General features: G+C 67.9%; 21 protein-coding genes. 6 read left to right on the forward strand and 15 right to left on the reverse strand.

Features of this window, described 5'->3' with window-relative positions:
* The 4 genes from lepA to HCT51_RS09365 form a co-directional block, all read right to left on the reverse strand.
* A complete protein-coding gene (gene lepA / locus HCT51_RS09350; protein ID WP_166873084.1) occupies nucleotides 1-1,851 on the reverse strand; it encodes a translation elongation factor 4 in 1,851 nt (616 codons plus the stop codon).
* Between the two features lie 154 nt (nucleotides 1,852-2,005).
* Nucleotides 2,006-2,320 (reverse strand): DUF4190 domain-containing protein, encoded by a 315-nt coding sequence (locus tag HCT51_RS09355; protein WP_166873087.1) that lies wholly within the window; start codon nucleotides 2,318-2,320, stop codon nucleotides 2,006-2,008.
* Nucleotides 2,321-2,384: 64 nt separating this feature from the next.
* Nucleotides 2,385-3,335 (reverse strand): TIGR01777 family oxidoreductase, encoded by a 951-nt coding sequence (locus tag HCT51_RS09360; RefSeq protein WP_166873091.1) that lies wholly within the window; start codon nucleotides 3,333-3,335, stop codon nucleotides 2,385-2,387.
* The gene (locus HCT51_RS09365; protein WP_166873094.1) at nucleotides 3,332-4,468 is read right to left on the reverse strand and encodes a pyridoxal phosphate-dependent aminotransferase; all 1,137 of its coding nucleotides are present in this window, start codon (nucleotides 4,466-4,468) and stop codon (nucleotides 3,332-3,334) included. The genes HCT51_RS09360 and HCT51_RS09365 overlap by 4 nt, the downstream gene beginning before the upstream one ends.
* A 182-nt stretch (nucleotides 4,469-4,650) precedes the next feature.
* Here HCT51_RS09365 and rpsT point away from each other — a divergent pair, with 182 nt between their 5' ends.
* Nucleotides 4,651-4,911 (forward strand): 30S ribosomal protein S20, encoded by a 261-nt coding sequence (rpsT, locus tag HCT51_RS09370; protein ID WP_166873098.1) that lies wholly within the window; start codon nucleotides 4,651-4,653, stop codon nucleotides 4,909-4,911.
* 294 nt (nucleotides 4,912-5,205) lie between these two features.
* Nucleotides 5,206-6,144: a YhjD/YihY/BrkB family envelope integrity protein gene (locus HCT51_RS09375; protein WP_166873101.1), complete on the forward strand. Its 939-nt coding sequence runs from the start codon at nucleotides 5,206-5,208 to the stop codon at nucleotides 6,142-6,144.
* A gap of 150 nt (nucleotides 6,145-6,294) precedes the next feature.
* Here the strand turns inward: HCT51_RS09375 and holA are convergent, their stop codons facing one another.
* The 5 genes from holA to HCT51_RS09400 all read right to left on the reverse strand — a co-directional run bounded on the left by holA (nucleotide 6,295) and on the right by HCT51_RS09400 (nucleotide 14,453).
* Entirely contained in the window at nucleotides 6,295-7,308 is a 1,014-nt protein-coding gene (gene holA, locus HCT51_RS09380) for a DNA polymerase III subunit delta (protein WP_224760425.1), read from the reverse strand.
* A gap of 25 nt (nucleotides 7,309-7,333) precedes the next feature.
* A complete protein-coding gene (locus tag HCT51_RS09385; RefSeq protein WP_166873107.1) occupies nucleotides 7,334-9,628 on the reverse strand; it encodes a ComEC/Rec2 family competence protein in 2,295 nt (764 codons plus the stop codon).
* A gap of 54 nt (nucleotides 9,629-9,682) precedes the next feature.
* On the reverse strand, nucleotides 9,683-10,354 hold the full coding sequence (locus tag HCT51_RS09390; protein WP_166873110.1) for a ComEA family DNA-binding protein: 672 nt from the start codon (nucleotides 10,352-10,354) through the stop codon (nucleotides 9,683-9,685).
* Nucleotides 10,355-10,414: 60 nt separating this feature from the next.
* The gene (gene leuS, locus HCT51_RS09395; RefSeq protein ID WP_166873113.1) at nucleotides 10,415-13,006 is read right to left on the reverse strand and encodes a leucine--tRNA ligase; all 2,592 of its coding nucleotides are present in this window, start codon (nucleotides 13,004-13,006) and stop codon (nucleotides 10,415-10,417) included.
* Between the two features lie 94 nt (nucleotides 13,007-13,100).
* Nucleotides 13,101-14,453 (reverse strand): anthranilate synthase component I family protein, encoded by a 1,353-nt coding sequence (locus tag HCT51_RS09400; RefSeq protein WP_166873117.1) that lies wholly within the window; start codon nucleotides 14,451-14,453, stop codon nucleotides 13,101-13,103.
* A gap of 25 nt (nucleotides 14,454-14,478) precedes the next feature.
* Between HCT51_RS09400 and HCT51_RS09405 the strand changes: the two genes are divergently transcribed.
* Both HCT51_RS09405 and HCT51_RS09410 read left to right on the forward strand, forming a co-directional pair.
* The gene (locus HCT51_RS09405; RefSeq protein WP_166873120.1) at nucleotides 14,479-15,282 is read left to right on the forward strand and encodes an aminotransferase class IV; all 804 of its coding nucleotides are present in this window, start codon (nucleotides 14,479-14,481) and stop codon (nucleotides 15,280-15,282) included.
* 23 nt (nucleotides 15,283-15,305) lie between these two features.
* Nucleotides 15,306-15,992: a DedA family protein gene (locus tag HCT51_RS09410; RefSeq protein WP_166873125.1), complete on the forward strand. Its 687-nt coding sequence runs from the start codon at nucleotides 15,306-15,308 to the stop codon at nucleotides 15,990-15,992.
* On the opposite strand, the gene HCT51_RS09415 is transcribed toward HCT51_RS09410, so the two are convergent.
* The 6 genes from HCT51_RS09415 to HCT51_RS09440 all read right to left on the reverse strand — a co-directional run bounded on the left by HCT51_RS09415 (nucleotide 15,989) and on the right by HCT51_RS09440 (nucleotide 21,195).
* Complete coding sequence (locus tag HCT51_RS09415; protein WP_166873128.1) at nucleotides 15,989-17,059, reverse strand: Glu/Leu/Phe/Val dehydrogenase family protein; 1,071 nt, start codon at nucleotides 17,057-17,059, stop codon at nucleotides 15,989-15,991. The genes HCT51_RS09410 and HCT51_RS09415 overlap by 4 nt on opposite strands.
* A gap of 408 nt (nucleotides 17,060-17,467) precedes the next feature.
* Nucleotides 17,468-18,394 (reverse strand): ABC transporter substrate-binding protein, encoded by a 927-nt coding sequence (locus HCT51_RS09420; protein WP_166873130.1) that lies wholly within the window; start codon nucleotides 18,392-18,394, stop codon nucleotides 17,468-17,470.
* 11 nt (nucleotides 18,395-18,405) lie between these two features.
* Complete coding sequence (locus HCT51_RS09425) at nucleotides 18,406-19,062, reverse strand: ABC transporter permease (protein WP_166873133.1); 657 nt, start codon at nucleotides 19,060-19,062, stop codon at nucleotides 18,406-18,408.
* On the reverse strand, nucleotides 19,059-19,727 hold the full coding sequence (locus HCT51_RS09430; RefSeq protein ID WP_166873136.1) for an ABC transporter permease: 669 nt from the start codon (nucleotides 19,725-19,727) through the stop codon (nucleotides 19,059-19,061). Before HCT51_RS09430 ends, HCT51_RS09425 begins: the two co-directional genes overlap by 4 nt.
* Nucleotides 19,724-20,551, reverse strand: coding sequence for an ABC transporter ATP-binding protein (locus HCT51_RS09435; RefSeq protein WP_166873139.1), 828 nt, complete (start codon nucleotides 20,549-20,551; stop codon nucleotides 19,724-19,726). The genes HCT51_RS09430 and HCT51_RS09435 overlap by 4 nt, the downstream gene beginning before the upstream one ends.
* A complete protein-coding gene (locus HCT51_RS09440) occupies nucleotides 20,551-21,195 on the reverse strand; it encodes a TetR/AcrR family transcriptional regulator (RefSeq protein WP_166873142.1) in 645 nt (214 codons plus the stop codon). Before HCT51_RS09440 ends, HCT51_RS09435 begins: the two co-directional genes overlap by 1 nt.
* 105 nt (nucleotides 21,196-21,300) lie before the next feature.
* On the opposite strand from HCT51_RS09440, the gene HCT51_RS09445 reads away from it, so the two are divergent.
* Together HCT51_RS09445 and HCT51_RS09450 are read left to right on the forward strand one after the other, a co-directional pair.
* Nucleotides 21,301-22,032: an SOS response-associated peptidase gene (locus HCT51_RS09445; RefSeq protein WP_166873145.1), complete on the forward strand. Its 732-nt coding sequence runs from the start codon at nucleotides 21,301-21,303 to the stop codon at nucleotides 22,030-22,032.
* Nucleotides 22,033-22,079: 47 nt separating this feature from the next.
* Nucleotides 22,080-23,126: an App1 family protein gene (locus HCT51_RS09450; RefSeq protein WP_166873148.1), complete on the forward strand. Its 1,047-nt coding sequence runs from the start codon at nucleotides 22,080-22,082 to the stop codon at nucleotides 23,124-23,126.
* Nucleotides 23,127-23,139 lie beyond the last annotated feature (13 nt).

Raw genomic sequence — 23,139 nt, forward strand, 5'->3', positions numbered from 1 at the left:
TTACTTCTTGTCTTTCTTCTCCACATCGCCACTGAGGGCCGCGATGAAGGCCTCCTGCGGCACTTCCACGCGTCCGACCATCTTCATGCGCTTCTTGCCCTCTTTCTGCTTCTCGAGCAGCTTGCGCTTGCGGCTGATGTCACCGCCGTAGCATTTGGCGAGCACGTCCTTGCGGATCGCCCGGATCGACTCGCGGGCGATGATCCGGGCGCCGATGGCGGCCTGGATCGGCACCTCGAACTGCTGGCGCGGGATCAGCTCGCGCAGCCGGCCCGTCATCATCACACCGTAGGCGTATGCCTTGTCGCGGTGCACGATGGCGCTGAACGCGTCGACCTGTTCGCCCTGCAGCAGGATGTCGACCTTCACGAGGTCTGCCTCCTGGTCGCCGTCCGGCTCGTAGTCGAGCGAGGCGTAGCCGGCGGTCTTCGACTTCAGCTGGTCGAAGAAGTCGAACACGATCTCGCCGAGCGGCATCCGGTACTTGATCTCCACCCGGTCTTCGCCGAGGTAGTCCATGCCGAGCAGGGTGCCGCGCCGGCTCTGGCACAGCTCCATGATCGTGCCGACGTAGTCCTTGGGCGCGAGGATCGCCGACCGCACCATCGGCTCGGTGACCGCGTGGATCTTGCCGGTGGGGAACTCCGACGGGTTGGTCACCTCGACGGTCTTCTTGTCTTCGGTGGTGACCTGGTAGATCACGCTGGGCGCGGTGGTGATCAGGTCGAGGTCGAACTCGCGGCTGAGTCGCTCGGTGACGATCTCCAGGTGCAGCAGTCCAAGGAAGCCGCAGCGGAATCCAAAACCGAGGGCGACGGATGTCTCGGGCTCATAGTTGAGCGCGGCGTCCGACAGCTTCAGCTTGTCGAGGGCCTCGCGCAACTCGGGGTAATCGCTGCCGTCGATCGGGTAGAGCCCGGAGAACACCATCGGCAGCGGCTCGGTGTAGCCGGGCAGCGCCTGGGTGGCCGGCTTCATCGCGGTGGTGACGGTGTCGCCCACCTTCGACTGGCGCACGTCCTTCACACCGGTGATCAGGTAGCCCACCTCGCCGACGCTGAGCCCCTTGCTCGGCGTCGGTTCGGGTGAGCTCACGCCGATCTCCAGGATCTCGTGAGTGGCCCTGGTCGACATCATCTGGATGCGCTCCCGCGGGGAGAGCTGGCCGTCGATCATCCGCACATAGGTGACGACGCCGCGATAGGAGTCGTAGACGGAGTCGAAGATCATGGCCCTGGCCGGGGCATCCTTGTTGCCCTGCGGCGCCGGGATCAGCTCGACCACGCGGTCGAGCAGTTCCTCGACGCCTGCACCGGTCTTGCCGCTGACCCTGAGCACGTCGTCGGGGCTGCCGCCGATCAGGCTGGCGAGCTCCTTCGAGTACTTCTCCGGGTCGGCCGCGGGCAGGTCGATCTTGTTCAGCACCGGGATGACGGTGAGGTCGTTCTCGAGAGCCAGGTAGAGGTTCGCGAGGGTCTGCGCCTCGATGCCCTGCGCCGCGTCGACGAGCAGGATCGCACCCTCGCAGGCGGCGAGCGAGCGGGACACCTCGTAGGTGAAGTCCACGTGCCCAGGGGTGTCGATCATGTTCAACGCGAAGGTCTGCGCGCCAGCCTGCCAGGGCATTCGCACGGCCTGGCTCTTGATCGTGATGCCGCGCTCGCGCTCGATGTCCATCCGGTCGAGGTACTGCGCCCGCATCGCCCGGTCATCGACAACCCCGGTCATCTGCAGCATCCGGTCGGCGAGGGTGGACTTGCCGTGGTCGATGTGCGCGATGATGCAAAAGTTGCGGAGGAACGAGGGGTCTGTCGACGCCGGCTCCAGGGCCTTCATAGCTCGTGGACTCACGCGTTCCTCACTGTGCTGCTCGCTGTCTGAATCGTGGGGTCCTGCATGGGCAGGACTTCCGATCAGGCAATTCTCCCATGACCCGGCCTCGGTCGTGCGCCGCGCAGCAGAAAGGGCGCCGCGTGACGCGACGCCCTTGCTGGGAGGTGCTGGGTTAGAGGGCGAACAGGAGGAACGGTCCGAAGAACAGGATCGGCAGGATGACAAGCAGCCAGCCGAATAGCGACACGAAGCCGAGCACGATGCCCCACGTGCCCATGGTGCGACTGGCGGGTTCCCGGGTGCGAGCCAGGAAGCCGAGCACGATGGCGGCGACCGGAATGAAGAAGGTCTGCCCGAACACGAGCGACACGATGCCGAGCACCAGGGCCAGAATGCTCAGCGTCTGGTTCGGCGCCGCGGAGTAGGCGGGATAGCTGTGAGCGTCAGAGGCCGGGGCGCCCACCGGGTTGTTGTCTGTGGTGGTCATGGCTCCACGTTACGAGAGGCGCCGCACGGGTCGATATGGGGGTATCCCCCGAACTGCCCTGCGGTTACCCTGATTTTCCTGCGACGCCTGTTTTTCTGGGGTGCCCTGATCGTCCCGCGACGATCTCCCGCACCGCGTCCTCGAGCGCGGGATGCGCGAACCGGAACCCGGCCTCGGTCAGCCGCGCGGGCTGCACCCAACGGCTCTTCAGCAGCAGCTCGGTCTCGGTGCGCATCAGCCACGCCCCGATTTCGAGCATCCACCGATATGCCGGCAGCCCAAACGACATCCCGAGCACGCGGCGGAGGGTGGCCATCAATTGCCGGTTGGTCACCGCCTCTGGCGCGGACAGGTTGACCGGGCCGCTCAGCTCGTCATGCTGCTGGATGAACCGGATGCCGCGGTAGACGTCATCGATGTGGATCCAGCTGAACCGCTGCCCGCCGTTCGGGGTGGCGCCGCCGATTTGCGGGCCGCCCAGGCCCAGCCGCACCAGCGCCAGCATGGGCGCCAGCGCGGATCCGTCGCCGAGCACGATGGCCAGCCGCATGGCCACCTGCCGGCAGCCTGCACGGTCGTGCGCGAAGAACTCCCGCTCCCAGGCGGTCGCGATGTTGACCGAGAATCCGGTGCCGATCTCGCCGGTGTCCTCCGTCATCGGCCGGTCGTCGGCGTGCCGGTAGATGGTGGCGGTGCTGGCATTCAGCCAGAGCGCGGGCGGCTTGGGCGCGGCCTCGACCGCCCGTCCGAGCTCCCCGGTGGTGAGCACGCGGGAGGCCATGATGCGCTTCTTGTTCTTCAGGGTGTAGCGGCAGTTGACGTTCTTGCCCGCGAGGTTGATCAGCAGGTCGGCACCGTCAACTGCTGCCTCGAGCGCCGCGGTGTCGCCCCAGGTCACGTCGGCGCCGGATCGGCCCACCGTGATGACGGTGTCACCGTCGGCGCGGAAGCGCTCGGCCAGGTACCGTCCGATGAAACCGCTCGCGCCGGCGATCACGACGCGTCCGGCGGTCATGCCGGCAGTCTCCGGATTCCCTCGAGCAGGTCGTTCTCGTTGGAGGCAAGGCAGACGCGGATCCAGCCCTCCCCGGAGCGGCCGAACGCGCTGCCGGGAGCCACCGCCACCCGGTCGACCAGCACGAAGCGCTCCGCCCAGGCCGCGACATCCCCATCGGTGGCATGTCGCATGTCGATCCACAGGTAGAACGCGCCGTGCGGGTCGAGGTACCGGATGCCGCGCTCCTCGAGCAGCGCGGTTGCCGCCCGCAGGTTCTCCGCATAGTGGGCGCGGGCGTCGTCGATGTGGTGCTGCTCGCCGGTGAGAGCCGCGATGGCCGCGTGCTGCGCCGGCGTGTTCACACAGCTGATCGAGGCCTCCTGCATGGTGCGCATCGTGGCGGCCAGGCCCTTCGGCGTCACCAGATAGCCGACGCGGATGCCGGTCATGGCGTAGGTCTTTGACAGCGAGAACACCGAGAACACGCGGTCTTCGGTATCGAGCGCGGCCAGGCTGACGTGCGGTTCACCCCAGGTGAAGTACTCGTACACCTCGTCGCTGATCACCCACAGGTCGTGTCTGCTGGCGAAGGCGAGCAGCTCGCGTAACACCGGCTCGGGGAACACCGTGCCGAGCGGGTTCGACGGCGAATTGACGATGAGCACCCGGGTGCGCTCGGTCACCAGGCGCTCGAGCTCGTCGAGCGAGGCCATGAAGTCGCGGTCGGGAGTGAGCGAGTACGGCACCGGTGTGGCGTCGAGCATCCGCGCGTTCATGGTGAAGATGGTGTAGCCGGGATCTGGGATCAACACCTCGTCGCCGGCCGCCAACAGCAGCTGCATCGCCAGGTGCAGTCCCTGGGTCGCGCCTACGGTGACCCAGACCTGCTCCAGATCGACGGTGATGTTGTTGCGGGAGGCGAGCTTGTCGACGATCACACGGCGCAGCGGCGCGATACCGCCGTTCGGCCCGTAGTCGGTGTCGTCCCGGTGCCAGGCGGCGGTGGCCGCTGCCGCGATGTGCGGGGCGACCGCGACATCCGGTTCCCCCACCGCCAACGAGATGACGTCGTCCAGCTCTGTGGCTATTTCGAAGATCCGGCGGATTCCGCTGGCAGGCACCGAAGCAATGTGGGGCGCGAGGGACGGCATGGCCACATGCTATTACGCGTGTCGGCGGGGTACTAATTGCCGAAATCGGCCATTCACTGGTAATGTTTCCTGTTGGCTTGCACGCGCAGCCCGCATGTCGGATGCAGCGTGATTCGCGGCCGAGAAATCAATCGGGAGCTCGGCTGCCCGGAACTGTTCGAGAAAACAAGAAGGTTATATAAGTGGCAAACATCAAGTCGCAGATCAAGCGCATCGGCACCAACAAGAAGGCCCAGGACCGCAACAAGGCTGTGAAGAGCGAGCTGAAGACCGTTCTCCGTTCCGCTAAGGATGCCGTTGTCGCCGGTGACAAGGACAAGGCTGTCAAGGCGCTCTCCATCGCGGGCAAGAAGCTCGACAAGGCTGCCAGCAAGGGCGTCATCCACAAGAACCAGGCGGCGAACCGCAAGTCGGCCATCGCCAAGAAGGTCGCGGCCCTCTAGGTCCACCCTCTGCGTGTGTAAAGGCCCGTCCCGCAAGGGGCGGGCCTTTCGCGTTCCCGGGGGCCGGGACGCCGGGATGCCGGGAGGCCGGGATCAGGACGTGGCCGGAACGTCGGAGTTCGGGGGCTCGGTAGGACCGATCGCCGGATTTCGACCGTCCGAGCTCGCGATCTCCTTCGCTCGGGCGTCGGCCGGGCCGACGCAGGCTAGGCGCGGGCTAGGCACAGGAACATAACTGGTGCACCGGGTTCACTCGGGAACTCGGGAGTGGTTTGCTCGAGACGGAGGTGTCTCGTGGGAACCGACAGTGAGATTGTGTCCCCGGCGGCCGACCCGTCCGGGCAAGAAGGCTCTGGGCGGGGCGCCTCGGCGAAACGCGCGGTGCGGCGGGCCCGGTCTTGGCTGGATGCGCAGGCAAACACGACGGCAGTCGGTCGTTTCGCCCTGCGCGCCGCCCGGGCGCTCGTCGAGATCGAGGTGTTCGACCGTGCGATGACGCTCGCGGCGCAAGCCTTCATCTCGATACTCCCGCTCGTCATCGCCGTCGCGGCGTTGCGCCGCGGCGATGCGGAACCGATCGGCCGGGGCCTGTCCAGCTATCTGGGGCTGAACGAGTCCGCCGCCGCGGCCCTGGAGAGAGTCGTGCCGTCATCGTCCGACGTCTTCAGTGCGCTCGGTTGGTTCGGCACGCTACTCCTCGTCGTTTCGGCAACGGCATTCTCACGGGCACTCGAGCGGTTCTACGCCCGCGTCTGGTCGAAGCGCAAGCTTGGATTCCGCGCCACGTGGCGGCTGTTCGCGGTTCTCGCGACCATCCTCGTTGGACTGGTCGTACTGCAGTTCAGCCGTTCTATCCTGCGGGCAGACGGGACCGACATCGCGCTCAGGGGCGTCATCGAGTTCGTGCTCTGGACCGGGGTGTGGCTGCTCGTCGGATGGATTGTCCTGAACCGGAGCGTCAGCTTCAGGTTGCTACTCCCCGGCGCGGTTCTCTGCGGAATCGGGCTTTCGGTATTGGGCGGAGTTGGCCGGATTTATCTTCCGAGAGCCCTGACCTCGTCTGCGGAGCAGTTCGGCGCGCTCGGCATCACCATTGCCTACGTCGGATGGCTCTTCGCGATAATGTCCGTGGTCGTCGGCGCCGTGACGGTAGGGCACGTGCTCACCGTGGAGTACGGCATCATGAGCCGAACGCAGCCGCGCAGCGACACACCCGCCAACGGTGGCAATTAGGGGGCCGCTGGCCAACCGGGTGGGCCTTGCGCGCTTCTGATCCAGTTTGACGTGTTTGAGCCACCGCGCCGTGGCTCAACCACGACAGGGTGGCTCAAAAGCCCGGGAGGGAGGGCGCTGCGCTCGCCCCTCGGGGCCGGCCGCGTGGGCTCAGAGGCCCTTGCGGGCGATGGCGGTGACCATCCGCTCGAGGGCGTAGACCGGGTCGCGGCCCGCACCCTTCACCTGGGCGTCGGTCTCGGCGAGCATCTCGATGGTGCGGCCGAGGCCCTCGTCGGTCCAGCCGCGCAGGTCGCGCTGGGCTCGTTCCACCTGCCACGGGGCAATGCCGAACTGCGAGGCGAGTTGGCCCTGCGAGCCGTGTCCGCCTGACACCTTCGCCATCGTGCGCAGCTTCGCGGCAAACGCGGCCACCATCGGCACAGGGTCGGCGCCGGTCGCAAGCGCGTGCCGCAGCAGGCCGAGGGCTTCTCCGTGCCGGCCGGCGATCGCGGCATCCGCCACCTTGAACGCATTGGTTTCCACCCGGCCGGAGTAGTACTTCTCGACCGTGGTCTCGGTGATCTCGTTGGCGCTGTCGGCGATCAGCTGCTGGCAGGCCGTGGCGAGCTCGGAGAGGTTGTCGCTGAAGGCCCCGACGATGGCGCGCAACGCGCCGGGGGTGATCGGCCGGCCGGCGGTCTTGAACTCGGCGACGGCGAAGTCGTACCGGTCGCTGTCTTTCTTCAAGTCGGCGCAGACCACCTCGATCGCCTGGCCGCCGCCTGCCCGGATCGCGTCGAGCAGTTTCTTGCCGCGCACTCCCCCGCCGTGCCGCAGCGCGACCACGGTGTCGTCGGCGGGCGAGCCGAGGTAGTCGAGCATCTCGAGCAGGAAGGCGTCGCTGCACTTCTCGACATTGCTGACCCGGATCAGGCGTGGTTCGGCGAACAGCGAGGGGCTGGCGAGGGTGAGCAGCTCACCGGGCGCATAGCTGGCAGCGTCCACGTCGCTGACCTCGAGGCTGGGGTCGACGGTGCGCAGTCCGTCACGCAGCAACCGCAGCGCCCGGTCGGCGAGGAAGGCCTCGGTGCCGGAGATGAGCACCACGGGCGCCGGGCGCACCTGGTGCCAGCTGAGCTGCGGGATGGCTACCTTTTTCGAGGCTGCGGGCTTGGCTGCCACAAGACTCCTTTCGAGCATCCCCAGCCTATTCTGTGGGGCTGTCATCCGGCGCCGCCCGCTCGGTCCACAGCTCGACGGTGCCGGGCACCGACGTCGGCGCGATCAGCAGCAGTCCGCTCCGATCGGTGCGTGCCACGGCGGTTCCGGTGCGCTGCAGCAGGCTGAGCAGGTCGTCGGTCGGATGTCCGTAGCCGTTGTCTGCGCCGACGCCGATCACTCCCAGTGCGGCCCGCGCGCGAGCGTACAGCTCCGGGTGCTGGTCGGCCGAGCCATGATGGCTGACCTTCACCACGTCGACCGGTGCGATTCCTCCCGCCGCGAGCAGCCGGGCCTGCGCGGTGGCGCCGAGGTCTCCGAGGAACAGAGAACTGAGACATCCGTTTGCGCAGTCGCCGACCCCGTCGAAGCTGACGGTGACGCTCGCGTCGTTGCCGGGCTCCTCGACGGCCCCGGTCGGCCAGAGCACCCGCCAGCGCAGCTCGCCGAGCCTGCCGTGCTGCCCGGCGGCCGCGGCCTGCAGCGGGGCACCGCCGCGCTGGATCTCGGCGAGCAGCGCGTGATCCGATGGGGCGTCCGGCGGGCCGACCAGGGCGTGGTCGGCTCGGCCGATCATCGCGGCGGCTCCGCCGACGTGATCGAGGTCGAAGTGGGTGAGCACCAGCAGGCTCACCCGGGCGATGCCGAGTTGATCGAGGCAGGCGGTCAGCAGCGCCGGATCCGGTCCGGTGTCGATCAGCGCGGTCGCCGCCCCGCTTCGCACCAGCACGGCGTCGCCCTGGCCGACGTCACACACCGCGATCTGCCAGTGCTGCGGTTGGCCGGCGCGCTGCAGCAGCCTCGCCCCGGTGGTGCCGCCGAGGGTGCCGACGACCAGCACGGCAACCAGCAGCGCCGCGGGTCGACGCCAGCGCGCCGTCAGCAGCGCCAGCAGCGCCGCCGCGGTGATCAGCAGCAGCAACCCCAGCCCGATCGCGCCCTCCGGCCACGGCAGGCGGGCGGCGGGCAGCCCGGCGAGCCGCTCCGCCACCGTGGCGATCCAGGTCGCCGGCAGCCAGGCCAGCTGGGTGAGCACGGCACCGAGCCAGGGCCAGAGCGGTAACAGCACGCAGGCCAGCGAGCCCAGCACGGTCGCCACCGGAGCCGCCGGCCCGGCCAGAACATTGGCCAGCACGCCGTACACCGGGATGGACGGCTCCAGCAGCAATAACACCGGCTGGCAGGCCAGCTGCGCCGCCAGCGGAACGGCGATGATCGCGGCGATCGGCCGCGGCATCCAGCGGGCCAGGCGCTCCGCCAGCGGCCCTGACAACAGCAGCAGCCCGCCGGTGGCGTGCACCGACAGCGCGAAGCCGTAGCTGCGGCTCAGCCACGGATCGATGCTGAGCAGCACGATCACCGCCGCCGCGAGCACCGGCAGTCCATGCACCGGCCGGCCGACCGCCAGGGTCACCAGCACGATCAGCGCCATCACCGCCGCGCGCAGCACGCTCGGCTCCGGCGTGACCAACAGAACAAAACCGGCGAGCACGACGACGGATGCCGCCACCCGCCAGCCGCGCGGAACCCCGAGCAGCCCGCCGAGCAGCATGATCAGGCCGATCACGATGGCGCAGTTCGCCCCGGACACCGCGGTCAGGTGACTGAGCGCGCTGGTCTTCATGTCCGCGTCGAGCGCCTCGGGTACCGCGCTGGTGTCACCGATCGCCAACCCGGGCAGCAGCGCCCCGCCCGGCCCCGGCAGCGCCGTGGCCGCACTGAGGAACGCCGCCCGCAGGCCGTTCATCGTGCTCAGCAACGCGGGCGGCGCAGCCGCGACCGTGACCCGGTCGGCGAAGTACAGGAACGACACGTCGTCCCCCGGCGGGGTCGGCTGCATCGTGCCACCGAGGTGGAGCGTGGAGCCGATGCCCGCGTCATCCGGAATCGCATGGAAAACCAGCACCGGCACCCGGCCGAACGCCACCGTTGTGCCGTTCGGCGCATTTACGCCCACCAGGGTGGCCTCGAACCGGTCACCGACTACCCGGGTGACGGCGGCGGTCGCGCGCAGGTAGCGGCCATCCGCGGCCATCGCGGCAAGCTCGGCGGGGCGTCGTTCCGGCTGCTGCACGGCGGCGGCCGACGTGACTAGTGCGGCGGCGGCCAGGCACACCGCCACCAGTGGCGCATGCCCGCCCCGGCGCAACAGCGCGACCACCAGCGTGCCCGCCGCCGCCAGCCAGAGGGCAATGGCCACCGGCCACGGCGGTTCGAGGGCGATGCCGAGTCCCGCCGCCGCCCAGGCCACGACCACCGGCACCGCCAGCCGCAGGTCCGGCACGGTCAGGTCGTCCGCAGGTCGGGCATGATCAGGTCGTCCCGACGTCGGGCACGATCAGGTCGTCACCAGCTCGCGCAGCCCGTCGAACGTCTTCTGGCCGATGCCGGTGACGCTCATCAGGTCTTCGATCACCTGGAACCCGCCGTTGGCGTCGCGCCACTGGATGATGCGTTCGGCCATCGCCGGGCCGACCCGCGGCAGCGTGTCCAGCTGGGTGAGATCGGCGGTGTTCAAGTTCACCTTGCCGAGCACCTCGGCACCCGGAGCGGCCGGCGGCGCGGCCTCGCCGAGCGCCGGCACGTACAGTTGCTCGCCGTCGGTCACGAAGCGCGCCAGGTTCACCCCGCCGGTGTCGGCGGTGTCGGCGAACCCGCCGGCGGCCGCCACCGCGTCGACCGTGCGGGCACCCTCGTGCAGTTCGTACAGCCCGGGAGTCTGCACCGATCCGAGCACGTGCACGAAGATGGCGGATGCCGAGGATGCCGAGGATGCCGACGCCTCACCGTCTGCCGACGCCTGGCTTTCCCCCACCGCTGGAGACCCGGTATTCGGTGCCACGGTGTTCGGCGACACAGTGTTCGGGGCCACCGTCGTCGCCGCGCCCTGCGGGGTGATCGCCGTGATGAAGACCGCGCTGCCGAGTGCCACGATCACCAGCACGATCGCGGCCCCGACTCCGACTCGCAGCCGGGCGCGGAGCGGTCGCGGTTCGATCGGGACGGTCATGCCCGCAGACTAGTTCGGGCCGCGCTCTCGCACGGCCCGAACTGATGCTGCTGTGAGCGCTTACGCCTTGGTGGCGATGTTGACGACTCGCGGCGCGCGCACGATGACGTTGACGATCTCCCGATCGCCGACCGCGCGCTGCACAGCGGCGGAGCCACGCGCCAGCTTCTCGAGCTCGTCGGCGCTGATCTTCGGCGACACCATGAGCCGGTCACGCACCTTGCCGTCGACCTGGATGATCGAGGTGACCGACTCCTCCACCAGCAACACCGGGTCGGCATTGCGCCAGCCGGCGAACGCGACGCTGGGCTCGTAGCCGAGCTTCGCCCACATCTCTTCGGCCGTGTACGGCGCGAACAGGCTGAGCGCCACCGCGATGGCCTCGGTGGCCTCGCGCACCGCGGCATCCGCGGGTCCTGCTCCGGTGTCGATCACCTTGCGGGTGGCGTTCACCAGTTCCATGATGCGGGCGACAACCACGTTGAATTTGAACGCCTCGATGAGCCCAGGCCCGTCGGCGAGCAGCCGGTGGGTCTGGCGGCGCAGTGCGAGGTCACCGGTCTTCCAGAGCACGTCCGGAGAGCTTGCGACGTCGTTCGCCAGCCGCCAGGCGCGGGCCAGGAATTTCGCGGATGCCGCGGGCGAGACATCCGCCCAGTCAATGTCGTCCTCGGGGGGTCCGGCGAAGGCCATGGTGAGTCGCACCGCGTCGACGCCGTGCTCGTCAAGCTGCTCGCTGAGCCGCACGATGTTGCCCTTGCTCTTGCTCATCGCGGCGCCGTCCATCAGCACCATGCCCTGGTTGAGCAGAGCGCTGAACGGCTCGGTGAAGCCCACGTAGCCGAGGTCGAACAGCACCTTGGTGATGAAGCGCGCGTAGAGCAGGTGCAGGATCGCGTGGGTGACACCGCCGACGTACTGGTCGACGGGGGCCCACTTGTCTGCCTGCTTCGGGTCGAACGCCTGGGTGTCGTCGTTCGGGTTGAGGAAGCGCAGGAAGTACCAGGAGCTGTCGACGAAGGTGTCCATGGTGTCGGGGTCACGGCGCGCCGGAGTGCCGTCCACCGGGTTCGGCACATTCACCCAGTCCTCGGCGGCGCCGAGCGGCGACGAGCCCTTCGGCTGCAGGTCGAGTCCCTCGGTCGGCGGCAGCAGCACCGGCAGCTGATCCTCGGGCACCGCGTGCAGCTCGCCATCCTGCCCGTGGATGATCGGGATGGGCGTGCCCCAGTAGCGCTGCCGGGAGATCAGCCAGTCGCGCAGGCGGTAGGTCTTCGCGGCCCGGCCCGTGCCGCGTTCGGCGAGCACCTCGATGGCGCGCTTGATCGCGTGCTGCTTGCTCAGGCCGTCGAGCGGCCCGGAGTTCATCAGGCGGCCGTCGCCGGTGAGCGCCTCCCCGGTTGCCACCGGGTCAAGCACCGGCAGCTCCGGCAGCACAGGGTCGCCATTCAGGTCGGTGTCGATCACGGGGATCGCCCCGGTGACCGGCGCGGTGGTGTCGACGACGACCCGCACCGGAAGGTTGAACTTGCGGGCGAAGTCGAGGTCGCGCTGGTCGTGGGCGGGCACGGCCATGATGGCGCCGTGACCGTAGTCGGCCAGCACGTAGTCTGCGGTCCAGATCGGCAGGCGCTCCCCGTTCAGCGGGTTGATCGCGAACCGGTCGAGGAACACACCGGTCTTCGGCCGGCTGGTGTCCTGCCGGTCGATTTCGGTTTCCTTCTGCACCTGCTCCAGGTAGTCCCGGAACGTCGTCTGCACCTCGGGCGTGGAACCGGCGACCAGCTCCGCGGCCAGGTCGGAGTCAGGGGCGACGACCATGAAGGTGGCGCCGTACAGGGTGTCTGGACGGGTGGTGAACACCGTCACCTTCTCCGTACGTCCTTCGATCTCGAAGTCCACGTCGGCGCCGATCGAGCGGCCGATCCAGTTGCGCTGCATCGAGATGACCTTGGACGGCCAGTGCCCTTCCAGCTGGTTCAGGTCATCCAGCAGCCGGTCTGCGTAGTCGGTGATCTTGAAGTACCACTGGGTCAGCTTCTTCTTCACCACAATGGCGCCGGACCGCTCGGAGGTGCCGTCGGCGAGCACCTGCTCGTTGGCGAGCACGGTCTGGTCTACCGGGTCCCAGTTGACCCAGCTGTCCTTGCGGTACGCCAGGCCCTTCTCGTACATCTTGAGGAACAGCCACTGGTTCCACTTGTAGTACTCGGGGTCGCTGGTGTGCAGTTCGCGATCCCAGTCGAAGGATGGCGCGTACCGGCGCATCGACGCCTTCTGCTGCTCGATGTTCTCGTAGGTCCAGTCACGAGGGTTCACGCCGCGCTTGATGGCCGCGTTCTCGGCGGGCAGCCCGAACGAGTCCCAGCCGATCGGGTGCAGCACGTTGAAGCCCTGCTGGCGCCAGTACCGGGCGATGACATCCCCCAGCGCGTAGGCCTCGGCGTGCCCCATGTGCAGGTCGCCGGAGGGGTACGGGAACATGTCGAGCACGTACTTGCGCGGCCGGCTGTCGTCGGCGTCGGTTGCGAACGGCTTCAACTCATCCCAGACCGCGAGCCACTTCTCCTGGATGCTGGCGATGTCGTACTCGGGTGCCTCGGACGCTACGGCCCTGCTGTCTTGCTCGTGTGCCACGTAACTCTCAATCATCGACTGGGTGGGAAAAATCCCCGGCCGCTGTCACAGCGCGCAAGCGAGGAGAACCCGATCAACAAGACTACTGGGTGCCGCCATACACCCGCTGTTAGCCAGCTGCGGCACCGAGCACCGCGAGCAGCGCCTCGGCCTTGAGCTTCACCTCGGCCAGCTCCTCCTCCGGCACCGACAGGGCGGTGATGCCGCCGCCCGCGCCGACCGTGGCGCCGCTCGGGTCGATGACGATTGACCGGATCACCATCGCCAGATCGACGCGTCCGTCCAGGCCAAAGTAGCCGAACGCCCCGGAATAGATGCCGCGCGGCCGGTCTTCGAGCCGGTCCAGGATGCGGGTGGCGCTGAGTTTGGGTGCCCCGGTCATCGATCCCGCCGGGAAGCAGGACACGACGGCGTCGATTCCGTCGAGGCCCGGCGCCAGCCGGCCGCGCACCGTGCTGACCAGCTGGTGCACCTGGGCGTAGCTCTCCACCGCAAGCAGGCTCGGCACGCTCACCGACCCCACCTCGCTGACCCTCCCGATGTCGTTGCGCATCAGGTCGACGATCATCAGGTTCTCGGCGCGTTCCTTGTCGCTTGCGAGCAGCTCGGCCCGCAGCCGTTCGTCCGCCTCGGCGGTGCCGCCGCGCGCCCTGGTGCCCTTGATCGGTTTCGACTCGACGACGCCGTCAGGGCTCACCGCGAGGAATTGCTCGGGAGAAGCGCTCAGCAGAGCCACCTCGCCCACCCTGATGAATCCCCCGTGAGGCACGGGGCTGGCCCGCCTGAGCGCGAGATACACGGCCAGCGGGTCGGCGCTGGTCTCAACGAACGCCTCACTGGTGAGACACAACTGGTAGGCGTCGCCCGCCCGGATGGCGCGCTGGCATTCCCCGATCATCGCCAGGTAGCGCTCGTCCGAGTACCGCCAGGCCGCCGCACCGGTCGTAACAGGCTTGGTGCCCGTCGCAGGTCGATCGAAATCATGCTCGATCGGATGTCGCAGCGCCTCAGTCACCTCGTCACGCCAGACTCGCAGCTCGCCCTCCCACTGATCACCGAGTGCCAGCAGCGTGACCTCTCCCGTGCTGTGGTCGATCTCGAGCGCGCGATCCGCCCAGAGAAATGCCGCGGTGGGCTGCGCCGGGGCATGGGCGACGGGTTCGGCGGTGGTGCCTCCGCGAAGCTCGTAGCCGAGCCAGCCGACCCAGCCGAGAGCGAACCCATCCCCCGCCGGCGCAACGGGGTGTGCGGCCACACCCGCGCGCAGCGCATCGAACACCGTCGCGTCGGTGCTCCGGCTGGTCAGGGTGCGGGTGGCACTGCCGAGATAACTGCGGGTTCCGGGCGCCCCGGATGAGCTGTCGAGCCAGAACGCGTTCTCGGCGGATGCGTAAAGGGTTTGGAAGGCGGTCGACGCGGTCACCGGGAACCCCAATGGACAGGTGAGGAGCCGCTGGCGCATAGCCTGAGCTTATGAGAGCAGGCCGATGACCGACGATTCCACGCCCGCCGCGATCGCCCGCTGGCACGACGGCCGACTGCAGCCCCTGGAGTACTGCGACATGACCGAGGTGCGCCTCGCCGTCGCGGACTCGTGGCTGGTCACAGAGGGCACGAGCCTTGCACTCGACCTGCACCGGCAGCGGTTCACCCGCACCGCGCGCGACCACGTGGCCGAATCGGAGATCGCGGCGTTCTGGGATGCCGCGATCGCCGGCATCCCGCGCACCGGGGACTGGTTCCCCCGGGTTGAACTGCAGCTGTCTGGCGGCGCGCCGCGGCTGGTCGCGCGGGTGCGGCCAGCGCCGGAACGCCATCGGTCGATCAGGCTCGCCAGCCACCACGGCGCCGACCCCCGCACCACCCCCGCGGTGAAGGGCCCGGACCTGGCCGCCCTCACCGGGTTGCGCACGGCCGCGCAGGCACGGGGCGCCGACGACACCGTCATCCTCTCCCCCGACGGTTTCATCGTCGACGGGGCGACCACGGCCATCATCTGGTGGCGTGGCGATGCGCTGTGCGTGCCCTCGTCGGAGCTGGCCCGCGTGGACAGTGTCACGGCCACCGTGATCGTGGGCGTCGCGACCGCGCTCGGCGTCGACGTGCTGCATGAGTCGGTGACGCCGGACGAGCTGGACGGGCTCGAGGTGTGGGCCGTGAACGCGCTGCACGGAATCCGAATCGTCACCCACTGGGTGGACGGCCCGGCCCCGGCCGAACTGCCCGGTCGGCTGGCACTCTGGCGAACGAAGCTCGATGCGTTGCGACGCCCTTTCCCGCAGACGCCGTAACCTGCGGCCGTTAGGCTCGCACCGTGAACGAAGCGCTCAGCTGGATCCTGGACACCGTGCAAGCCGTGGATCCGGTGCTGCGTATTCTTCTCGCCGGAATCGGTGTGCTTCTTGAGACATCCGTTCTGATCGGGCTGATCATCCCCGGCGACTCCATCGTGATCGTCGCCGCGCTCGCCACCCAGAACCCGTTCGAGAATCCCACCCAGTACATCGCCCTGATCCTGACCGTGATCGCCGGGTCACTGGCCGGGGAGAGTATCGGGTTCGCGCTCGGGCGGTACTTCGGGCCTAAGATCCGCCACTCGGCTGTCGGCCGCCGCATCGGCGAGGACCACTGGATGCGCGCCGAGCACTACCTCGACCGGCGTGGCGGGATCGCCGTGTTCGTCTCCCGATTCCTGCCCGTGCTGCACTCCCTGGTGCCGCTCACCGTGGGCATGAGCACGATGCGCTACCGCAAGTTCATGGCCTGGACGATCCCCGCGTGCACCCTGTGGGCGGTGGCATACGTCTCGGTGGGTGCCACCGCTGGTGGGGTGACCCGGGAGCTGATCTCCAACCAATTGCACTTCGCCGGGTACGTGTTCGTGGGCATCATCGCGATATTCGTGATCGTGGTGCTGATCGTGAAGAAGGTGCTTCAGGCCAGCCAGGCGCGCCACATGGCGCACCCTGGCGAGCCCAACCCCGACGCTCTCGAGGATTAAGCCTCCAGCCGGGACCGTGCGATGCGTTCGGCCGCGTCGAGCGTGGTGATGTCGTTCGCGTCGGCCTCGCGGTAGATCGCCGCGATGGTGTCGCCGATCGCGTTCACCCTGGCGTCGATTCGAGCCTGGTCGGCGCCTTCGGAGGCGAGCGCAAGGAAGATCACGCCGCCGCCGTTGACTACGAAGTCGGGAGCCCACAGGATGCCGCGTTCCCGCAGCCGCGCGGCGCAGTCCCGTGACGCCAGTTGGTTGTTGGCGGCACCGACGACTCCGGAGACCTGAAGTTCATCGATCACCGTCGGCGTCAGCACGCCGCCGAGACCGCACGGCACGAACAGGTCGGCTTTCACGCGGTGCGCGTCGGCCGGATCGACCCAGGCGGCACCGAGCTGATCGGCGAGTTCCCGTCTGGCCGGGTTCACGTCGGCGACGGTCAGCATGGCACCGTCGGCGGCGAGATGACGCGCGAGCCGGCCACCGACCTGCCCCAGACCGGCGATCACGATGTGACGGCCGGCCACGTCGCGACTGCCGAACAGCGCCTCGAGGGTGCTCTGCAGTCCGGCGTAGACACCGGCAGCGGTGGCATCCGCCGGTTCCCCGACGCCGCCCTGTTCCGGTGGCAGCCCGCAGACGTGCGCGGTGCGCTCCGCGACCACCGCCATCAGCTCCGCGCTGGTGCCGACATCCTCGGCGGTCATGTACGCGCCACTGAGGCTCTCCACCGCGTCGCCCAGGTCGAGCATCGCGTTGCGGGTGCGCTCGGCGTCGAGGGTGACACCGCGTGGCACGTAGACCACCGACTTGCCTCCGCCGCGGTTGATGCCGGCGACGGCGTTCTTCAGCGTCATCGCGCTGGAGAGCCGCAGCGCGTCGTAGAGCGCATCCGCCCAGCTGTCGTACTGCCAGACGCGGGCGCCCCCGAGGGCCTGTCCGAGCTTGGTGGAATGCACCGCCACGCAGATCGTGAGGCCGGACCGCGGGCCGGTGGTGATGAGCACGCGCTCGTGGTCGAAGGCGGCCGTGGCCAGCACATCCTGTGTCGGAGAAGGGTGCGTGAGGGTCATGGGTCGTACTCCTTTGTCGACCGTCTTGTGAACGGCTGTGCGGTGGGCGGGATGTGCCCACGTCACACGCTACCCGTCCACGGGTCGGAGCGCGCCTCCGGTTTGCGACGGTGCTGCGACGTGCTGCGTCGGCGAGTCGAGTGAGCGGTGAGGTCTGGCGTTTGGTCCTATGCGCGCCGGTTTAAGGACCGAATGACGGACTTCAGCGGCGCCCACGTCGGAACGAAGCATCTCGACGCGACTCGAACCCGCGCGCGCGGCCCGCAGTTGCGATCAGCCACGAACGGGGAGACGCCCGCTGCCCGCAGTCGCACGCGCTGGCGATCGTTCAGGCGCACAAACAACTGCGAGGCGCGGGATTCCCGGGCAGATGAACCTGAGCCCACGTCTCCTTCGACGGTGCTCCGGCTAGTCGAACAGGCCCTTCTCGGTCAGCCAGTCGGTGGCGATGGTGTCGGTTGACTCCTGGTCGATCGAGCTGCGGGCGTTCATGGCGACGAGGTCGGCGGCGCTCAGCTGGGCCTGCACCGCGTTGATCACCTCGGCCGCCTTGTCGTCGAGGTCGCTCGACACGAGCGGCACCACGTGCGAGGCAAGGAACAACGACTTCGGGTCATCCAGCACCACGAGGCCCTCGGTTCCGATCGCGGGCGACGCGGAGAAGATGTTGACCATCTGCACTTGGCCATCGGTGAGCGCCTGGATCGTGAGCGGTCCGCCGCTGTCTTCGATGGGGGTGAATGCCACGGTCACGCCGTAGGTCTCCAGCAGTCCGGTCGGCCCGTACGGGCGGGTCTCCAGTTCGGAGTTGCCGCCCAGGGTCAGTGGGGTCGTCACCGCGGCGAGGTCTTCAAGGCTGGTGACACTGTTCTCGTCAGAGAACTGCTGCGTGACCACGTAGGAGTCCTGGTCGGTGGCCTCGGCCTGGTCGAGGACTTTCAGTTCCTCGGGCAGCGCGTCGGCCAGTGCGGCATACACGTCGTCGGTCGAGCGTGCCGTGGTTTCCTTGTCGTAGAACTGCAGCAGGTTGCCGGTGTACTCCGGGAACACGTCAACGTTGCCGCTCTCGAGCTCGGGGATGTACGCGTCACGCTGGCCGATGTTGAACTCGCGTTCCACCTCGAAGCCGTTGGCTTCGAGTGCCTGCGCGTAGATCTCGGCGATGATCTCGTTGGAGTAGTACGCCTGCGACCCCACGACAATCGTGTCGCTGGCCGACGTGTCCTCGGGCGCTTGCAGCGGGTCGGATGAGCCGCAGCCCGCGAGCAGCAGCGCCGCACCTGCGACGGCGGCGGCGATGGCGAAACGCCCCCGCGTGGATGCCTGGGTGATCATCGTGTGACTCCTCATCTGGTGGGCACAGCCACCATTCGTTGCACCAGCGAAAAAACGCCTTCAAGCACGAGCGCCAGCACGGCCACCAGGATGGCACCGCCGAGCATGACCTCGAAATTGCGAGTACTCAGTCCTGAAAAAATGTACCGCCCCAGCCCGCCGAGGCCAATGTATGCGGCAAGGGTCGCGGTCGCCACCACCTGCAGGGCGGCGTTCCGCAGGCCACCGATCAGGATGGGCAGCCCCAACGGGATCTCGACCTTGCCGAGCACCTGCCACTCGGTCATTCCGACCGCGCGGGCTGCATCCACCGTCGACGGGTCGACAGCCTCGACACCGGCGTATGCGCCCGCCAGGATCGACGGGATCGCCAGCACGACCAGCACGATCAGGGCTGGTACCTCGCTGAGTCCCATCAGCAAGGCGAGGATGGTGATCAGCCCGAGCGAGGGCAGCGCTCTGGCAGCTCCAGACAGCCCGATCGCCAGCTGTCTGCCGCGACCGGTGTGTCCGATGAGCCAGCCGATCGGGATGGCGATCACGGCGGCGATGAGCAGGCTGAGTGCGGTGTATCCGAGGTGCTCGGCGAGCCGGTTGGGGATACCGTTCGCCCCCATCCGCTGCTCGGGTGCGAACAGCCACGCCAGCGCCTCCATGAACAGGGTCATGTGCCGATTAGGAATCGTCTGGCGGCGGCGCTCTGCTGCCGGTTCCACGGCATCAGCACCCGGCCGAGCAGCACCAGCACCACGTCGAAGAGCACCGCGACCAGCATCGTCATCACGATCCCGGTCAGGATCTCCACCGCGATTCCGCGCTGCAGCCCGTTGGTAAAGAGGTATCCGAGACTGTCGGCTCCGACCAGCACCCCCACGGTGACCAGGCTCACGGTGCTCACGGACACCACGCGGAGGCCGGCCAGCAGAACCGGACCCGCTAGCGGGAACTCCACCATCCAGAACCGGCCCCAGCCGTTGAAGCCGACGGCCGTGGCGGATTGCCGCACGTCCGGTTCCACCGAGCCCAACGCATCCGTCACCGACCGCACCATCAGTGCGACGGCGTACACGGTCAACGCGATGATGACGTTCAGCTCGCTGAGGAAGCTGATGCCGAGGATCGGCGGCAGCAGCACGAACAGGGCAAGCGACGGAATCGTGTAGAGCAGACCGACCGCGGTGAGCACGGCGGGGCGAATCACGCCGTATCGCCAGGCTGCCCAGCCGAGCGGCACCGCGATGATGAACCCGAGCACAATCGGGATGGCGCTGAGCCGCAAATGATCCAGAGTCAGCTGCCAGATCAAGTCGAGGTTGGAGCCGAGCCAGTTCACGGCCGACTCTGCCCGCCGACGAGGCGACCTTGGGTGCGTCCTTCCGCGTCGACCAGCACCTGCCCGGTTGGAGTGTCACGGATGCTCAGGGCTCGCTTGCCGCGTTCCGCGCCGATGAAGGTGGCGACAAAGTCGTCGACGGGATCGGCGATGATTTCGCTCGGTGACCCCTGCTGCACGATCTGCGCGCCCTTGCCGAGGATCACCACCTGGTCCCCCAGCAGGAACGCCTCGTCGATGTCATGCGTGACGAAGACGACCGTCTTGTCCAGCTCGCGCTGCAAGCGGATCAGTTCCTGCTGCAGGTCGGCGCGCACGATCGGGTCGACAGCACCGAAGGGCTCATCCATCAGCAGGATGTTCGGGTCGGATGCGAGTCCCCTGGCAACCCCGACTCGTTGTTGCTGCCCGCCGGACAACTGGCTGGGATACCGGTCGGCGAGAGCACGGTCCAGGCCCACGACCTCGAGCAGTTCCAGGGCGCGCCGCCGCGAGTCTCGCTTCGATACCCCGTTCAAGCGCGGCACGGTGGCGACATTGTCGACCACGGAGCGATGCGGCAGCAGACCGCTGTTCTGCATGACGTAGCCGATCCGGCGGCGGAGAGCCACCGCGGGTTCATCCGATACGTTCTGGCCGTCGATCTCGATGTGACCGGTGGACGGGTCGACCATGCGGTTGATCATGCGCAACAAAGTCGTCTTGCCGGAGCCGGACGATCCGACCAGCACCGTTGTTTTGTGGGACGGGATGACGAGGCTGAACTCCTCGACCGCGAGTGTGCCGTCGGGGAAACGCTTCGAAACGGCGTGGAACTCGATCATCAGCCGAAATGCGGCTCCAGCAGGGCTCCGATGGCCTCTCGGCCGAGGTTCAGGTACCGCGGGTCACCCTTCGGGTCGCGCGCGAAGGCCCGGGCAACCAGCGCGTCGGTCACGTGCATCGACGCGTTGTACGCGAAGTGGGCTTCATCGGTGATGGCGAGGTTGAACCGCCTGGCGAGTTCGTCGAGCATGAGCTCGGCGAGACGGCCGTATCCGGTCTCCTCGTCGGCAGCCGGTCGCAGGTCGAGCACGTCGCCGACGCGCAGCGAGCGGAAACCCGGCTCGGTGCGGAAGGCGTCGACGAACACGTCGAACAGCCCCAACAGCGCCTCGTGCCAGGTGCTGAACTCGCCCTCGTTCAACGCGCTGATTAAGCGGTCGTGCAGGCGCTCGAAGTTGCGCACCGACAGCGCTTGCAGGACCGCAATGCGATCGGGGAAGTAGCGGTAGACGGTGCCGATGGATGCCCCGGCCCCGTCGGCCACCATGGCGGTGGTGAGTCGCTCGTACCCGATCTTGTCGATCACCGACGCCGCGGCATCCAGCAGCGCGGTGAGCCGGGCGGTGCTTCGCGCTTGCACCGGCTCGTTGCGGATCAGGGTGGTTCCCGAGGGAAGTGCTGTGCTGAAGTCGCGTGCCGTCACGGGGAACTCCTTCGTCAGTAGAACCTGAATATACCGCGCACACGGAGTCTCGGGGGAATATCTCTCACGGCTTCGGGTGTCGGAGGTACTTGGCAGAATGTTCTCATGTGCGGACGGTTCGTCGTGTCAGACACGACAGAAAATTTGGTTGGACTTTTCGACGTCGATCTAGTGGCCGACGGTTTGCCCGGTCCGTCCTGGAATATCGCCCCGACCGATCCGGTGCTCGTGCTGATCGATGCCATTCCCAAGGACCAGCCCGAGAACCCCGAACCGTTGCGGCGTGCCGAGGCGGCGAGGTTCGGCCTGGTGCCGTCGTGGGCACCCGATCCGGGGGTCGGCTCCCGCATGTTCAACGCGCGGATCGAGGAGGCTGCCGAGAAGCCCGCGTTCCGCGACGCGGTCGTCAAGCGCCGCGCGGCGATACCCGCCACCGGCTACTACGAGTGGCAGCTCGGCGCCGACGGCGTGAAGCGGCCGATGTTCATTCATTCGGCAGATGGCGCGCCGCTGCTGTTCGCGGGACTCTACGAGTGGTGGCGTAATCCGGCGGCTTCGGCCGGTGCCAGCGGGCGCTGGTTGTTGTCCACGACGGTGTTCACCACCGCGGCATCCGGTCAGCTGGCGGGCATTCATGATCGGATGCCGGTGCTTCTCGACCACGGATTCCTCGACGAGTGGCTGGATCCGTACTTCGAAGGAGACGCCGAGCTCCTCGCCGCGATCGCCGCCGCAGCGCCGTCGGCCGCCGAGCCGTTGACCTTCCATGAGGTCGACAAGGCGGTGGGGTCTGTGCAGAACAACGGGCCGTATCTGATCGAGCCGCTCGTCGCATAACCCGCGTTCATCACCGAGCCGCACGTCGCGCGTGCCAGAATTGAGCAATGCCACGCTCACGCAAGGCGCGTTCCCCCGCCGAGCGCGCGCCGCAGCTGCTCCACCGCGCGGCACGCATCGAAGACCGGTTCCACGAGTACCGTGCACGCCGCGGACGCAAACGTGGCCTCGTCACCACCGTCATCCCGTATTCCGCCTATGGAGCGCCGGGCTGGGCGAGGGTGCTCTGCCGGGTCGTTCTCACCAAACCGGATGCCTCCGACCGACACCGCTACGAGCGCGTGCGCGGCTGGCGCAGTTTCTTCAGCATTCCGGTGAATGACGGGCCGGTGATCGTCACGATCGGCGGGATCGAGCACGAGGTCATGGTGGACCGCGGCGGAGTAGTCGACGCCCGCGTCGAGGCGTCGCTCGAACCAGGCTGGCATGAGCTCTTGCTGCGCACCGCCGATACCGAGCCGGTGACCGCGCCCCTGTTCATCGTTGACCCGAATACCCGGTTCGGCATCGTCTCCGACGTCGACGACACGGTGATGGTCACGTATCTGCCCCGGCCGTTCCTCGCCGCCTGGAACACCTTCGTGCTCGATGAGCATGCGCGCAACGCCGTGCCGGGCATGCCTGTGCTGTACGACCGCCTCGCCAAAGCCAACCCTGGCGCCCCGATCATCTACCTGTCGACCGGCGCCTGGAACGTGGCGCCGACGTTGACTCGCTTCATGACCAGGAACCTCTACCCACAGGGAGCTCTGCTCCTCACCGACTGGGGACCCACCCACGACCGGTTGTTCCGCAGCGGCAGAGCGCACAAGGAAGAGAACCTCGAGCGGCTCGCCGTCGACTTTCCCGATCTGCGGTGGCTTCTCATCGGTGACGACGGTCAGCACGACGAGGACATCTACGGCTCGTTCGTCGAGCGGCATCCCGAACGGGTGATCGCGGTGGCGATTCGCCAGCTGTCGACCTCTGAGGCGGTCTTCGCCGGCGGCCGTAGACACGGTGGACACCCGGGCAGCGGGAAGACGCCGTGGGTGTACGCGCCGGACGGCGCAGGGCTCTCCTCGCAACTCACCGCCCTCGGCGTTTTGGGCTAGCGTTATCGCCAAC

It is taken from the genome of Salinibacterium sp. ZJ450 (assembly GCF_011751885.2).
GTDB lineage: Bacteria > Actinomycetota > Actinomycetes > Actinomycetales > Microbacteriaceae > Ruicaihuangia.